14 protein-coding genes are annotated in these 14,188 nt (G+C 40.1%); 7 read left to right on the forward strand and 7 right to left on the reverse strand.

Annotation, left to right across the window (positions count from 1 at the left end):
- Together pfkA and BLQ87_RS33535 are read right to left on the reverse strand one after the other, a co-directional pair.
- Positions 1-987 carry a 6-phosphofructokinase gene (gene pfkA / locus BLQ87_RS17710; RefSeq protein WP_074609383.1) on the reverse strand — a complete coding sequence of 329 codons (987 nt, stop codon included), beginning with the start codon at positions 985-987 and terminating at the stop codon, positions 1-3.
- A 344-nt stretch (positions 988-1,331) separates the two neighbouring features.
- Positions 1,332-1,529 carry a hypothetical protein gene (locus BLQ87_RS33535; protein WP_143010471.1) on the reverse strand — a complete coding sequence of 66 codons (198 nt, stop codon included), beginning with the start codon at positions 1,527-1,529 and terminating at the stop codon, positions 1,332-1,334.
- Positions 1,530-1,869: 340 nt separating this feature from the next.
- Here BLQ87_RS33535 and BLQ87_RS17715 point away from each other — a divergent pair, with 340 nt between their 5' ends.
- Positions 1,870-2,559: an NUDIX hydrolase gene (locus BLQ87_RS17715; protein WP_074609385.1), complete on the forward strand. Its 690-nt coding sequence runs from the start codon at positions 1,870-1,872 to the stop codon at positions 2,557-2,559.
- 145 nt (positions 2,560-2,704) lie between these two features.
- On the opposite strand, the gene BLQ87_RS17720 is transcribed toward BLQ87_RS17715, so the two are convergent.
- A complete protein-coding gene (locus BLQ87_RS17720; RefSeq protein ID WP_074609388.1) occupies positions 2,705-3,562 on the reverse strand; it encodes an N-acetylglucosamine kinase in 858 nt (285 codons plus the stop codon).
- Positions 3,563-4,026: 464 nt separating this feature from the next.
- Between BLQ87_RS17720 and BLQ87_RS17725 the strand changes: the two genes are divergently transcribed.
- From BLQ87_RS17725 to BLQ87_RS17735, 3 genes are read left to right on the forward strand one after another with little or no spacing between them, the layout of a single operon-like run.
- Entirely contained in the window at positions 4,027-5,064 is a 1,038-nt protein-coding gene (locus tag BLQ87_RS17725) for a threonine aldolase family protein (protein WP_074609390.1), read from the forward strand.
- An 8-nt stretch (positions 5,065-5,072) separates the two neighbouring features.
- Positions 5,073-6,560 (forward strand): acetyl-CoA carboxylase biotin carboxylase subunit, encoded by a 1,488-nt coding sequence (gene accC / locus BLQ87_RS17730; protein ID WP_074609392.1) that lies wholly within the window; start codon positions 5,073-5,075, stop codon positions 6,558-6,560.
- A gap of 8 nt (positions 6,561-6,568) precedes the next feature.
- Positions 6,569-7,156, forward strand: a complete 588-nt coding sequence (locus tag BLQ87_RS17735) for a riboflavin synthase (RefSeq protein WP_074609395.1) — start codon at positions 6,569-6,571, stop codon at positions 7,154-7,156.
- On the opposite strand, the gene BLQ87_RS17740 is transcribed toward BLQ87_RS17735, so the two are convergent.
- Positions 7,157-8,296 (reverse strand): tetratricopeptide repeat protein, encoded by a 1,140-nt coding sequence (locus BLQ87_RS17740; protein WP_074609397.1) that lies wholly within the window; start codon positions 8,294-8,296, stop codon positions 7,157-7,159.
- A gap of 450 nt (positions 8,297-8,746) precedes the next feature.
- Here BLQ87_RS17740 and BLQ87_RS17745 point away from each other — a divergent pair, with 450 nt between their 5' ends.
- Entirely contained in the window at positions 8,747-9,046 is a 300-nt protein-coding gene (locus BLQ87_RS17745) for a hypothetical protein (protein ID WP_074609399.1), read from the forward strand.
- Positions 9,047-9,097: 51 nt separating this feature from the next.
- On the opposite strand, the gene BLQ87_RS17750 is transcribed toward BLQ87_RS17745, so the two are convergent.
- Positions 9,098-10,873, reverse strand: a complete 1,776-nt coding sequence (locus BLQ87_RS17750) for a sensor histidine kinase (RefSeq protein ID WP_074609401.1) — start codon at positions 10,871-10,873, stop codon at positions 9,098-9,100.
- A gap of 150 nt (positions 10,874-11,023) precedes the next feature.
- Between BLQ87_RS17750 and BLQ87_RS17755 the strand changes: the two genes are divergently transcribed.
- Positions 11,024-11,611, forward strand: coding sequence for a porin family protein (locus BLQ87_RS17755; protein ID WP_074609404.1), 588 nt, complete (start codon positions 11,024-11,026; stop codon positions 11,609-11,611).
- 110 nt (positions 11,612-11,721) lie between these two features.
- Positions 11,722-12,003 (forward strand): hypothetical protein, encoded by a 282-nt coding sequence (locus BLQ87_RS17760; RefSeq protein WP_074609990.1) that lies wholly within the window; start codon positions 11,722-11,724, stop codon positions 12,001-12,003.
- On the opposite strand, the gene BLQ87_RS17765 is transcribed toward BLQ87_RS17760, so the two are convergent.
- Together BLQ87_RS17765 and hppD are read right to left on the reverse strand one after the other, a co-directional pair.
- The gene (locus BLQ87_RS17765) at positions 12,000-12,920 is read right to left on the reverse strand and encodes a YihY/virulence factor BrkB family protein (RefSeq protein WP_074609406.1); all 921 of its coding nucleotides are present in this window, start codon (positions 12,918-12,920) and stop codon (positions 12,000-12,002) included. The two genes, BLQ87_RS17760 and BLQ87_RS17765, sit on opposite strands and share 4 nt — an antisense overlap.
- Before the next feature lie 123 nt (positions 12,921-13,043).
- On the reverse strand, positions 13,044-14,174 hold the full coding sequence (gene hppD, locus BLQ87_RS17770) for a 4-hydroxyphenylpyruvate dioxygenase (RefSeq protein WP_074609408.1): 1,131 nt from the start codon (positions 14,172-14,174) through the stop codon (positions 13,044-13,046).
- Positions 14,175-14,188: the final 14 nt, after the last annotated feature.

Genomic DNA, 14,188 nt, shown 5'->3' on the forward strand with positions numbered 1-14,188 from the left:
TTATATTGATAAAACTTTAGTCATCTCCAACAAATCGCTTTCCAGTTTGAACGTATGTCTTGTTAACGCTTCGTCTATACTTGTCGTCTTTACATCATTACCACGTAAACCAACCATTTGCATGGTACTTCCTTTCAGGAGTTCGTTGATGGCTGCAAAGCCTAAACGACTTCCTAAAATCCGGTCGAAACTACTTGGACTACCGCCACGTTGGAGATGTCCTAATATAGTTACTTTCGTGTCATAGTGGTTAAATCTCTCTTTAACTTTTTTCGCAACATCGTAAGCACCACCATCTTTATGGCCTTCCGATACAATAACGATGCTCGAAGATTTTTTTGTAGAAGCGCCTACTTCCAGCTGAGAAATCAGCTCATCGAGGCTTGTTTCCTTTTCCGGTAACAACACTGCCTCAGCACCGCTGGCGATGGCACTTCTCAAAGCAATACATCCCGAATCCCTGCCCATTACTTCAATGAAAAATAAACGGTCATGGGAATCTGCAGTATCTCTGATTTTATCTATTGCTTCAATAACGGTGTTTATAGCCGTATCGTATCCAAGCGTAAAATCGGAACCATATAAATCATTGTCAATTGTTCCCGGAATTCCGATGACCCGGATGCCGAATTTTTTACCGAAGCGCTGTGCACCCGTAAAGGTTCCATCTCCTCCGATTACGACCAATCCATCAATGTCACGGGCTTTTAAGTTTTGAAAAGCCAGCTCCATTCCTTCTTCAGTTTTAAACTCAAGGCAACGTGCGGTCTTTAATATGGTACCACCAAGGTGAATGATGTTACTAACGGATCTTGCATCCATAGGAATGATGTTGTTACTGATCAATCCCTGATATCCCTGCAAAACCCCAAACATGTTGATACCATTGTATATTCCGGTCCGTACTACTGCTCTGATGCAGGCATTCATTCCGGGAGCATCTCCTCCTGATGTTAATACGGCGATATTTTTAATATTTGGTTTCATGATTTATGATTACGAATATAGCGTGTATTTTTTACACTAAGTAATTTATTTTAAAATTTCCTGCCGGAACACAAAAACCGTGTTCCAATTTGTTTACGTTTCAAAAAGAATAATAAGTTTATTACATGCGTTTTAAACCTGTTTTTAAGCTGTTATTTGGAATAAAAGAGAAAAACAGAATTAATCCTATGGGCCCTTACCTCATCTTAGTCTGGAATCCCTTATTCCAGATTCTGACAATACTCTGGCAAAAGCCGATTCATCCATTTCTAAAAATGAGATGAAAACCTTAATCCAGATGATAAGCAGCTGCAATATATAAAAGAGTATGGAAAAAATCAGAATTAAATTTGGTGTAATAGCTGGAGGAGTTCCTGCTCTGTTCTTAGGCTGAGGGAAGGATCTCCTGGAATCTGAATTTTTAAATTGTGCTCTTCCGTCCAGAGGTGATCGTCCTGAGCACACCAGTCACCACAATTTGCGTTCTGTAATATTGTAGATACTAAGATTGGAGAGGTTCTCACCACAGATGAAATATTCATTTTGATTACTATGCCTGATATAGGTGTAATATCCCGAATCGGATGATGGCAATTAGGAACAATTAGCAATGTTCATTATTGCTAATATAGAAAAACCGCTGAAAGAATATTTGCAACATTTTTTCTATAATTCTCTTTTTCATTTTGTTTTTAACTTAAATCCTGTTAATCTTGTTAAAACAGGATATTATTTAAGAACTTTAAAAGATTAGCTCCAATAACAACGGGGGAAAAAAGGGAAAAAAGATAGAGAAGATCAATAATCTAAAAAAAATGAGGTGCCTAAAAGAGATTTAAAGGCCGATTTAAGAAATAAGTTTGTAAAATAAAATTTAATATTTTGAAAGAAGTCTTACCAAAATTTAATTCCACTTTCTCGATTGATTGTGTGTTGTTCGGATTTGATGAAGGAGAATTGAAAATTCTTTTGATCGAAAGGAATGAAGAGCCATTTAAGGACTGGTGGGCCCTGCCGGGGAATATTGTTTCCGAGGATGAGAGTCTGGACCAAAGTGCGTCCAGAATTTTGCATGAGCTAACCGGCCTTGGCGACGTTTACATGGAGCAGTATTATACTTTTGGCGATGTAAACCGACATCCTCAGGGAAGGGTAGTCAGTATCGCCTATTATGCACTTTTGAGGCTGGGAGGTGATAAAGCTTTAAAACCGTTAAGCAACTACGCGAAACAGGCCCATTGGATCAATGTAAAGGACCTGCCTAAGCTGGCATTTGATCATCAGCAGATCTTTGATAAAGGCCTGGAAAAAATTAAAAGAAGGATCAAACACCAGCCCATTGCTTTTGAGCTCTTGCCTGAAAAGTTTACGCTTACTCAGTTGCAAAATGTTTATGAAATCATTTTGAATAAAAAGCTGGACAAAAGAAACTTCAGGAAAAAGATGCTGAGCTTCGGCGTGCTGAAAGACCTGGATGAAAAACAAAAAGGAGTGTCCTTCCGTGCAGCAACGCTATATAAATTTGATAAGCGTAAATATGCGAAGTTGTTTGGGAAAGAGATTTCCTTTTGAAACAGGACAGACCCCGATCCCGAAAACGGACTAAGGGGCAGTCTGACAAGGATTTCGATTTAACCGTTTTAAATGATAAAAGCCCAGGATGGGCTTTTATCATTTAAAAAAAAGCAGCTCTTTTAAGGAAGCTGCTTTGAATATTTTATTTATTTACTGCGCTGATGTGGTAATCTACCAGGTCATCTATAGGAGAGCGGATCACCTTGCCTACGCCCATCTCGTATCTGTCTGCCACAATGCTCAGAATGTCTCTGAAGCTGTAACCTACGGATCCCACACAGTTTAAAGAATACTCTTTATAATTCGGGTAATGAATAACCAGGTTCTCAAAGAATGCTGTAAATGCATAATCTACTGTAGAGAACGTATAGTCTTCGTAATTGTCTTTGAAGTCGTATAAGAACTTACTGAAACCAGCGCAAAAGCGGTTTGGAAGTGGTTTGTTATAGATGTGGTCAAAAATATCCTCATTGGTTAACGCATAGTTGTCATAAAAAGTCTCTCTAAGACCTTTAGGCATATAACCTTTCATATAATCACTCAGAATTCTTTTGCCGATGAAACATCCGCTACCTTCATCTCCAAGGAAATAACCCAGAGAATCGATGTTCAAAGAGATGTCTTTACCATCATATAGGCAGGAGTTTGTTCCTGTTCCAAGGATCGCTGCAAAACCAGGCTCATCGCCAAGTAATGCTCTGCAGGAAGCCAGTAAATCATGGCCTATATTGATCTCCGCATTCGGAAAAATCAGCTGCATGGCATCTGCTACAATTTTGCGCTTGGCATCAGTAGAGCAACCTGCACCATAATAGTTCACTTGAGTTAGTTTCTCCGTTTCTAAATGATCCGGAAGAGATTTTCTTAACGAACCAACAATATATTCTGTATCTGAGAAGTATGGGTTATATCCTTCTGTATTAAAATGAATTTTCCTACCTGCTTCATTAATTAAACACCAATTGGTTTTGGTTGAACCACCATCTGCAATAACTATCATCTTAATTTGTTTTTTTCGGGATAAAAGTAAATAATCCTAACACTTTTGTATGGTTTTTTTTCATAAATGTAATTCTTTAGTTTAAGTTTTTAAATAATTATCCGTCTTTAAATAGTTAAAAAGGCGGTTTTTTGTAATTTTATTTATTGATTTAAGGTTACCATATTGTTAAAAAAACACTAAGCTAAAATACGCTTGTTATTTTGAAATCCAAATTTAAAATCAAGCATTTGCAAGAAAGGGTTTTTTTATTGGGTTAAACTGCGCTTTCGGCGTAGAAAAAAACCTCAATTGGACATTTATTAAACGATTTAGTACCCATTTATAGCCAATTTTCCCAAAAACGCATAAAACTTAAAAAAGCGGCGAAGAAACTTAACAATAGTTTTACACAAAGGTTTAGTTTGTAAATAGAAGATAGATCGCCGGATTTTTTGAATATTTGTATTCATTCGTAAATGACTATGGCAATAAAAATTGATTTTAGAAGCGATACCGTAACCAGGCCAACGGAAGGTATGCTCGCTGCAATGATGAGCGCAAAGGTGGGGGATGATGTGTTTGGAGAAGATGAAACTGTTCATAAACTGGAGACTAAACTCGCTACGATGTTTAACATGGAAGCAGGGCTTTTTTGCCCCTCAGGAACCATGACCAATCAGATCGCCATCAAATGCTTCACTCAGCCGATGGATGAAGTGATTTGCGACCAGACGGCACATGTCTACAGGTACGAAGGCGGGGGTATTGCCTATCATTCTATGGCCTCTGTCAGATTGCTGAACGGCGATCGCGGGATATTAACCCCGGAATTGATTGAGCCGGAAATTAACGATGAAAATATTCACTATCCGAACTCCAGCCTGGTAGTCCTTGAAAATACAGTCAACAAAGGTGGAGGTGCCTGCTATAATCTGACTCAGATTGAGCCGATTCATACCTTATGTAATATTAAAGGTCTAAAACTTCACCTGGATGGTGCCCGTATCTTCAACGCATTGGTTGCGACTGGTGATCATGCCAGGAGTTACGGACAGTATTTTGATGGTATTTCCATCTGCCTTTCTAAGGGGCTGGGTGCTCCGGTCGGATCTGTTCTGCTCGGTTCTAAAGAAACGATTAGAAAAGCAACAAAAATCAGGAAAGCATTTGGTGGTGGAATGCGTCAGTCGGGTTTTCTGGCAGCTGCAGGAATTTACGCACTTGACCATCACGTAGATCGTATGGCCATTGATCATCAGCATGCCAAAGCGCTGGCAGCAGCACTGAGTCCATTGAATTATGTGGCTTCGGTGATGCCTGTAGAGACCAATATTGTGATTTTTGAAGTTGCTGCAGGATTTAAAGCAGAAAACGTCATACACCTGCTTGCCGAAAAGGGAATTGCCTGCAGCATGATGGGGACGAATATCAGATTGGTGACACATCTCGATATTTCTTCGGAGATGATCGACATGGCGATAGAAAACATCATACATTTGCACCCATCGGGGCATAAATAACCTATTAAATGAAGAAAATCCTTATAGCCAACAGAGGCGAAATTGCATTGCGGATCATGCGCTCTGCACGTGAGATGGGCATAAAAACCGTAGCCGTATATTCCGAAGCAGACCGGGAAGCGCTTCATGTGCGCTATGCAGATGAAGCCATTTGTATTGGTCCTGCTGCTTCCAGTCAAAGTTATTTGTTAGGAGAGAAGATCATTGAAGCCTGTAAAATTACCGGGGCTGAAGCCATCCATCCCGGATATGGTTTCTTATCAGAGAATGCTTCTTTTGCCCGATTGGTGAAAGCTTCCGGACTGATCCTGATCGGTCCTACACCCGAAGCAATGGAAATTATGGGAAATAAGTTGTCTGCAAAAGCAGCGGCTTTAAAGTATCAGATCCCAATGGTTCCGGGAACGGAAGAGGCGATTACAGATGTCAGCGAGGCAAAATTAAGAGCAGTAGAGGTTGGCTTTCCCATCCTGATTAAAGCCGCTGCCGGTGGTGGCGGAAAAGGAATGAGGGTGGTAGAGCAGGTTTCCGATTTTGAGGAGCAAATGCAATTGGCGGTAAGTGAAGCAACATCTGCTTTTGGTGATGGTTCGGTCTTTATTGAGCGTTATGTGTCTTCCCCGCGACATATAGAAATACAAGTCCTGGGGGATACCCATGGCAATATTGTTCATCTTTTTGAAAGGGATTGCTCTGTCCAGCGCAGGCACCAGAAAGTAATTGAAGAGGCACCTTCCAGCGTGCTTACTGGAGCAATCCGGGAGAAAATGGGAAAGTGTGCAGTTGATGTAGCCCGTTCGGTAAACTATGTAGGTGCCGGAACAGTAGAATTTATTCTGGATGAAAACCTGGACTTTTTCTTTTTGGAGATGAATACCCGGTTGCAGGTAGAGCATCCGGTAACAGAAATGATCACCGGACTGGATTTGGTAAAGGAGCAAATTAAAATTGCCAGGGGCGAAAAGCTTTCCTATCGCCAGGAAGACCTTCATATTAATGGCCATGCGATGGAACTGAGAGTTTATGCGGAAGATCCTGAAAATAATTTCCTGCCTGATATAGGTGTGCTGGAAACCTATAAGACGCCGAAAGGGAATGGGGTACGGGTAGACGATGGTTTTGAGCAGGGGATGGAGATTCCGATTTATTATGATCCAATGATCGCTAAATTGATTACTTACGGAAAGACGCGGGAAGAAGCCATGGACCGAATGATTCGAGCGATCGACGAATATCACATTACCGGGATAAAAACTACCCTGGCTTTTGGCAAATTTGTCATGCAGCATGAGGCCTTCAGGTCGGGAAACTTCAATACACATTTTGTAAGCAAACACTTTAACCCGGAACGTTTAAAGGAAGAGGATCCGGACGAAGCGCTGATGGCCGCATTGGCAGGGGCGATGTTTTACAAAAAGGCAACAGCGCTGGTAAATGCACAGCTTCAGACCGAACAGGTCAGTAACTGGAAAAGAAACAGAACAAATTATAATTAAATACGCAGATGTTTACAGGAATAATTGAAACATTAGGAGAAATAGAAAGCATCAGAGAAGAAGGAACTAACCTTCATTTCGTAGTTCAGTCTGAATTGAGCAATGAACTAAAGATCGACCAGAGTGTATCACATAATGGGGTTTGCTTAACTGTGGTCGCATTGACCGAAAATACACATACCGTAACCGCGATTCAGGAAACCCTGGAAAAATCCAACCTTGGTGATTTAAAGGTAGGAAGCAAGGTAAATCTGGAGCGTTGTATGCAAATGAATGGGCGTCTTGACGGACATATTGTACAGGGCCATGTGGATCAGACCGCAGTCTGTGTAAAAAGAGAAGAGTTGGATGGCAGTTGGGAATACCGTTTTAAATACGATTCCAAAAATGGAAATGTGACTGTAGAAAAGGGTTCTGTTTGCGTGAATGGGATTAGTTTAACGGTAGTTGGTTCGGCGGATGACGAATTTTCTGTATTCATCATCCCTTATACCTTTGACCATACCAACCTTCATCAGGTTAATGTGGGTGATGCCGTAAATATTGAATTTGATATCATTGGAAAATACGTGGCCCGATTGGTTGGCCGTTCGTAATTACCTCTTCAATTCCTCTACTTTATTTTTTATAAATGTGATCAGCTTGGGTTGTTCCTGCGGATTAATCGTCTTTAGGTATTGATTGTAATAGCTGATCGCATTTTTTTTATCGTTGAATTTGTTTTCATATACAAGGGCGATATTGTAGTATAAGCTGCCGTTGTTTTCAAAGAGAAGCCCTCTTTTGTAAGCCGTATTTGCCTGCTCATTCTTATCGATGTTCTCAAAAGAATCCCCCAAAAGACCATAATAACTTGCAATTCCCGGAGAAATGGCCGCTTTGATCGTTTTTTCTAAATAAGGAACTGCATTTTTATAGTCTTTAATCCCCCGGTAACTCAATGCAATATTGTAAAGCAGGCCTTCATTGTCGGCAGATGTGTTTTTGATCTTTAGAAAATAATCCAGTGCTTTTTGATATTCCAATAGCAAAAAATGGCTCTTACCAAGGTTGTTGAGGACAAAAGTGGAACTATCTCCATAGCTGAGCAGTTTTTCTCCGGTTTGGATGGCTATCTTATATTTTTTTGAACCCATGCTCACCGGCATTTTCATTTTGAGCAGCTGAAAATTGCTGCTGTCTGCTTTCAGTGCCGGTTCGAGAATATCTTCTGCTTTTTGAAAGAAATTACTCTTAAAATAAACCTCACAGAGGTCAAAAACAACATCTGCATCTATTGGATTTATTTTATTTGCTTTTTGGAGGTTACTCACCATTGGGCCAATTTCTCCCTGTTCTTTCTCGATTCTGGCGAGTTGTTTATAGGCATTAAAGCTATTGCTATCCAGTTTAAGGACCTGGTTGAAGTATTCTTTTGCTTTGATGTTATTCCCTCTTCTGATATTGATGTTAGCGAGGTTAAACAATCCTGAAATGTCAGCTGGCTTTTCTGTATACAACTTCAGGTAGTTCTTTTCTGCTTCTGCCAGTTTTCCCGCCATCAGATAAGCATATGCGAGCTGAGAGAGTTCCTTTGGATCTTTGGTATCTTCCTTATAGGTGCTTTGCAGGTACTGTGCAGCCTCTGCATAACGTTGCGTTTGAAAATAGTCGAGTAATTTCTCTTTATCTACCGCTTGTGCCTGTACAAATTGAACACTTACAAAAGTCAAAAGAAAGGAAAGAAGCTTTTTCATTGGAATATAATTGTTTTTTAATGGCTATGAAGCGATCATGATCTTTATTCGTTTCGTTATGTGATCTGTAAGATCATGATGGTTTCATTGGAATATAATTGTTTTTTTTTCGCGTTAATCATTGATTTTTAAAAGTTCTCAAGAACTCGTAAACTCGGTTATGAAGCGATCATGCGCCTATTATTCATTTTTATTTATTGCTTTCAATGGTATTCAGGAGCTCGCAAGCGAGGTTCATGACTTTTTGTAATCGGTATGCTGATGATGGCTTCATGACCATATAGTTAGGTTTTCGAAATCAACATTTCACAAACTAAGTTATTAGTTATTCCTTGATAATCCAAATCTGAATGTCATTATCTGTTTTTTTATCGAAAAAAAGAAAACATATTGCCCCGGTAAACGGTTGGTTAAGGTATACATCAAATGTTAATATTAATATAAAAGCATATGGATACTTTAAAAAAGTTTGAATTAATGGAGAAGATTGTCAGAGAGTTGGAAGATTTACAACACTCGCAGCAGGCGATCATCCAGAAGATAGGGAAGATCGAAGTTGACAATATTGAATTGGGAGATAAAAGACTGGATAAAGATTTACCCGATATGCACCAAAGGGTTTCAGACAATCTGGATACCATCGTAGGAATCCTCGAATATTTTGCGGATAAAACCCAAAGCTTCGGAAATAAGAACAATGTAGATGCGTTAAAAGAAAGACAGGCAATTAACGATGCCACTGGTAACTAGCCAGACAAATAACAGAAAAAGCCAGCAAGATCCTGCTGGCTTTTTCTGTTATTAACCCATCCCTGATGTGGGTTCAATAGGAATAAACAGGTGGAAGGTGGTGCCTTTTCCGAATTCGCTTTCTACGGTAATCCTGCCTTCATTTCTTTCCATAAACTCTTTACATACCATTAGCCCAAGGCCTGTTCCTTTTTCGTTCATCGTTCCCCTGGTGGAGATATTGTCACCGCCAAATAGCTTTTTCAAGGCCTCTTTTTTAATTCCCATTCCATTGTCAGCAATAGAAAGGAGCATCTGTCCCTTGTGATAAACTGCAGTGATGTCGATCTCACAACCTTCATAACAGAACTTTATGGCATTGCTCAACAGGTTTCTCACCACGATCTGAATCATCAGCATATCTGCGTAGACGATATTTCCTGGAAATACGTCCTGTATAATCTGTACATTTTTTGATGCAGCAGAGGGTAAATGGTAATTTACTTCATTAACGATCATACTCTTCAGGTCAAAATACTCTTTATTGATGCCATAGCCTTTGAGCTGACTTCTGGACCAATGCAGGATATTCTCTAATAGATCTGTAGTATACAGGATGTCTTTATTTAGTATCGGAGATAATTCTTTAAACTCCTCAATCGTAATCAGGTTGTTCGAAATCATTTTGAGGACTTCCGAAAGGTTCACCAAAGGGCCGCGCAAATCATGGGCAATGATCGAAAAGATCCTGTCTTTTAACTGATTGAGCTTTTTGAGCTCTTCAGTTTGCTGCTGCGACCTCAGGGATTCCTGCTTAAAATGGGTAAGGTCCTGTAATTTAATGATGGTCGCATCATTATTCAGGCGGTTCTCATCGAGGTATAAGATGTCGGCTTCCAAATCAACGGGGCCGGACTGACTCGCAATATGCAGCTCTATTTTCCCCGACTGATGTGTTTCCAGAAATTCAAAAAAAGCTTTCTGTTCCGGAAAGAACGTTTCAACTTGTGTCCCGATGATAGTTTTACTGTTCGGATCCGTCAGGTATTTTCTGAAAGCGTTGTTATAGTCGATCACCCGGTTCTTTTTATCGATCACCAAAAAGCCATCCTGAATTAAATCAAGTACTTTTTCTCTGGCAATTGGCAATACATCAAAGAGTTTGAACCGGTAGATGGCAATGGCGATAAAGAAAATCGTTGCTGCGAAAGAAAAAGGGGTAAGGTCTAAATTTCCAACCGGACGGAAGCCCAGGATATAAGCAATATTCGTTATCCATGGAATGATTGCTGCAAAGACCACACTGTAATTTTGACTTTTATAGATCGGATCAGCTTTGCGAAAGGTGGCTATTAACAGATAACTGCCATAGCCGAGTAATAGATAGAAGTATCCGGTGAATAATTTATAAGCGATCCCAGGGACAAGGTAGACCATTGGAAATTCCCCCGTTTTATCCATGTAATAGTTCTTATAATGCAAATGGTGGTAACTATTTGTCCAGACCAGCAGGGTAACTGTTACTGTGACTCCAATTAAAACGGAAAGCGTTAAAGGATGTTTGTACCACTTTTCCTTACCTGCTATTTTTAAGCAAAATAAGACCCAGCAGAGGGGAAGCGTGGTAATGCCTACATACTCGATGTTAATGAAAAACTTTGCCTGATCCAGTCCCGAACTGGCCAGCTCAAGTCCATACGCCAACGACCAGATCGCATTGGACAGCATCATCAGACCAAATACCTGAACCACTCCCTGCTTTTTTTTATAAGCATACCAGGAGAAAAAAAGCATAATGCTTCCGGAGAATATTAGAAATAAGGAGTAGACATTAAATGTAAAATCCATTTAAATAGTAGATGAGAATGCGATTTATAAGATGCCTCAAATATACCCCATACTTAATGATTGTGAATATAAAACTACGTAATTTAGTTATGAATTAAAAATATTCTTAGTTTTACATAACAGTTATCCATATCAACTTATCATCACATTATGAAAAAAATAATCTTATCTGCATTATTCATCTGTTCCAGCATGATGGCTTTCAGTCAGGTGTTACCTAGTTTTCAGTTCGGACTAAAAGGTGGGGTCAACCTGTCGAAATTCAGTACTCAAAGTACTTTTAGCAGCGATAACAGGGCGGGATATTATGGTGGCGTCTGGGCACGTATCGGTGCAGCAGGAATACACCTGCAACCGGAGCTTTACATTTCCGGTAAGAATACAACGTTAAAAAATAGCGCTGGTGAAGAAAATAAAGTAAAGTTTACCAGTTTGGATATCCCGGTTTTAGTAGGTACAAAAATCGGAGCAGCAGGGATTGGTATTCGTTTGAATACAGGGCCTGTAGTTTCTTTTATCCTGAATAAAGACCAGTCTATCGGTGATGCAACCAGCTCTGCGCTTAAAGGAAACTTTAAAGATCAAAACTTTGCATGGCAGTTTGGTGCAGGTTTAGACATCAGCAAGTTAGGTATAGATTTAAGATACGAACAAGGTCTTTCTAAAATTGGAAAAGACGATTATAGCGGTAAAAAGCTAGGCTTGTTCACTTTAGGATTGGCTTACCGTTTATTCTAAAAACAAAAGTTTTCAACATTTTGTTGAAAAGGGGTGAGCACCAGTTGCTTACCCCTTTTTTTGGCTCTAAAATTGACAGTATCATTCTCCCTAACTTAAATAATACGACTATGAATATCAAAGAGTTATTATTAAACGGAAAGAGCTTCTCTGAGCTCTTAAAACAGTTCTCCATCGAAGCAGATGATGTTAGAATTCAGGACGAAGATGTCATCCTGTCTGACCAGATTTTGAAACACCAGGAGGTAGTAAAGGAAAGTATCTGTATTGAAGGAAAAAATAAAGAAGGAATCGTGAACTTTTTCGGAACCCTTCATTATAACTTATTGAGCAAGCTGGCTGTATTTGAGATGCAGGGATTTGAGAAGATTACTTCTCCTCAGGTTTGTTAGGTATCCTTGATCACCTCTTTGATTTCATAATTAAATGTGCCTTTAATTGGGCGTATGGGAGTCTTTTTGTCGTCACTCAAGACTTTTACATAGCAGGCGCCGAAATAGAAAATGAAAGAAGAATAGAATACAAACAGCATAATCAGGACGATAGAGCCTGAAGTTCCATAAATATTGCCTATCCCGCTTAGTGGCAGCATAATCCTTAGAATATACTTTCCGATGGTGAATAAGATACCGGTCAGAATGCCGCCATGGATGGCTGATTTCCAGGTCGGACGGCCATTGGTCAGAAAGCGGAATAAAATCGTAAACCATACGGTTACAATGACCACAAACAAAGCCTGATTTAATATCGAAAGAAAGAATTTTCCAAATGTAGGAGCTGCATTATTGATATAAACTCCGATAATGGCCTGTACACTGTCTGTCAGCAGACCTACGAAAAATAAAAGCCCTGCGAGTAGAATAATCACAAAAGAGCGGGCCCGGAGCTGCATCTTAAAATAGAAACCTGCTTTTGCCTTGATTCCGATCGACCAGATCTGGTCCATGGAATTTTTGATCACCGCAAACAAGGTAGTGGCCACAAAGATGAAAAAGATAAAGCTCAATATGGTCGCATACCATTCATGATCAACACCTCTGATGTTTCTGAGGGTTTGCCGGATCTGCAACGTACTGCTGTCGTCCAATACACTGCCCAGGCTTTCAAACAACCGGTTCACCAGGGTTTTCCGGTCCATAAAAAAACCAAACAGCCGGATCAGGATAATGAGGATAGGAGGGATGGCGAAATTGGCAAAAAAAGCAGTTGCTCCCGCAAGACGTAAAGGATCATTCTTTTTGAACAACCTGAACGCTACACTGAAGCGCGTACAAAATAGTGAGATTCTGCTGATGCTGTTAATTTCCATTCCCCCGGATTGCCTTGAGGCCCGAAAATAGCTAAATTTTTTAAATCAGAGGGAGATGTAACATAAAAAAGCCAGTACTGTATTACAGACTGGCTTCGTTTTATGAATAATAATGGTCAGTTTTTATAAGTTTCCTCTCAGCTCCTGTTCACGCTCCAGTGATTCAAATAAGGCTTTGAAATTACCTGCACCAAATGATTGTGCTCCTTTTCTCTGGATGATCTCAAAGAATAGCGTCGGACGGTCCTCTACCGGTTTGGTAAAGATCTGCAGCAGGTAACCCTCTTCATCACAGTCTACCAGGATACCCAGCTCTTTCAATTGCGCAATCTCCTCGTCAATTTCTCCTACGCGCGTTGGCATCATGTTGTAATAGGCTTCAGGGGGTGCACTTAAAAACTCAACCCCTCGAGATTTTAAGTTCCTTACAGTAGACAAAATATCTTTTGTCGCTACCGCAATGTGCTGCACCCCTTCGCCTTCATAAAACTCTAAATATTCTTCAATCTGTGATTTTTTCTTTCCTTCAGCAGGCTCATTGATCGGGAATTTTGAGAAACCGTTCCCGTTGCTCATCACTTTACTCATCAGTGCAGAATATTCGGTATTGATCTGCTTGTCATCAAATGAAAGAATGTTGACAAAGCCCATCACCTCCTCATACCATTTCACCGTTTCGTTCATCCTGTTCCAGCCTACGTTTCCTACGCAATGGTCAATGTATAAAAGACCTGTTTCTGCTGGGTTGTAATCGCTTTTCAGATCCTGAAATCCGGGCATGAAAGTACCCGTATAGTTTTTACGTTCAATGAACATGTGGATCGTCTCGCCATAAGTATAAATACCAGACATTTTCACTTCTCCATGCTCATCTGTTTTTGTTACCGGCTCCAGATAAGGTTTTGCACCACGTTTGGTGGTTTCTTCAAATGCGCTGTAGGCATCATCTACCCAAAGGGCAAGAACTTTTACCCCATCACCATGTTTTTTCACATGCTCCGCAATCGGGCTGTCCGATTTCATGGCAGTAGTTAATACCAACCTGATTTTTCCTTGTTGTAAGACATAAGATGCGCGGTCGCGAACGCCTGTCTCTGGTCCTGCATAAGCTAAGGATTGAAAGCCAAATGCTGTTTTATAATAATGTGCAGCCTGCTTTGCGTTTCCTACATAGAATTCTATGTAATCCGTTCCGTTGATTGGAAGGAAATCCGGTGCTTTAGCGATCTTTTCTGCAAATGTTTGTGTACTCATGATTAAATATTTTT

This window comes from Pedobacter steynii (assembly GCF_900103665.1).
GTDB lineage: Bacteria > Bacteroidota > Bacteroidia > Sphingobacteriales > Sphingobacteriaceae > Pedobacter > Pedobacter steynii.

What these genes read in the sequence shown, in the direction of transcription:
- BLQ87_RS17765 (WP_074609406.1), bottom strand. Translation starts at nt 12,920, where the DNA reads ATGGAAATTAACAGCATCAGCAGAATCTCACTATTTTGTACGCGCTTC.
- BLQ87_RS17740 (WP_074609397.1), bottom strand. Translation starts at nt 8,296, where the DNA reads ATGAAAAAGCTTCTTTCCTTTCTTTTGACTTTTGTAAGTGTTCAATTT.
- BLQ87_RS17755 (WP_074609404.1), top strand. Translation starts at nt 11,024, where the DNA reads ATGAAAAAAATAATCTTATCTGCATTATTCATCTGTTCCAGCATGATG.
- accC (WP_074609392.1), top strand. Translation starts at nt 5,073, where the DNA reads ATGAAGAAAATCCTTATAGCCAACAGAGGCGAAATTGCATTGCGGATC.
- BLQ87_RS17720 (WP_074609388.1), bottom strand. Translation starts at nt 3,562, where the DNA reads ATGATAGTTATTGCAGATGGTGGTTCAACCAAAACCAATTGGTGTTTA.
- BLQ87_RS17745 (WP_074609399.1), top strand. Translation starts at nt 8,747, where the DNA reads ATGGATACTTTAAAAAAGTTTGAATTAATGGAGAAGATTGTCAGAGAG.
- BLQ87_RS17725 (WP_074609390.1), top strand. Translation starts at nt 4,027, where the DNA reads ATGGCAATAAAAATTGATTTTAGAAGCGATACCGTAACCAGGCCAACG.
- BLQ87_RS17735 (WP_074609395.1), top strand. Translation starts at nt 6,569, where the DNA reads ATGTTTACAGGAATAATTGAAACATTAGGAGAAATAGAAAGCATCAGA.
- BLQ87_RS17750 (WP_074609401.1), bottom strand. Translation starts at nt 10,873, where the DNA reads ATGGATTTTACATTTAATGTCTACTCCTTATTTCTAATATTCTCCGGA.
- BLQ87_RS33535 (WP_143010471.1), bottom strand. Translation starts at nt 1,529, where the DNA reads ATGAATATTTCATCTGTGGTGAGAACCTCTCCAATCTTAGTATCTACA.
- BLQ87_RS17760 (WP_074609990.1), top strand. Translation starts at nt 11,722, where the DNA reads ATGAATATCAAAGAGTTATTATTAAACGGAAAGAGCTTCTCTGAGCTC.
- pfkA (WP_074609383.1), bottom strand. Translation starts at nt 987, where the DNA reads ATGAAACCAAATATTAAAAATATCGCCGTATTAACATCAGGAGGAGAT.
- hppD (WP_074609408.1), bottom strand. Translation starts at nt 14,174, where the DNA reads ATGAGTACACAAACATTTGCAGAAAAGATCGCTAAAGCACCGGATTTC.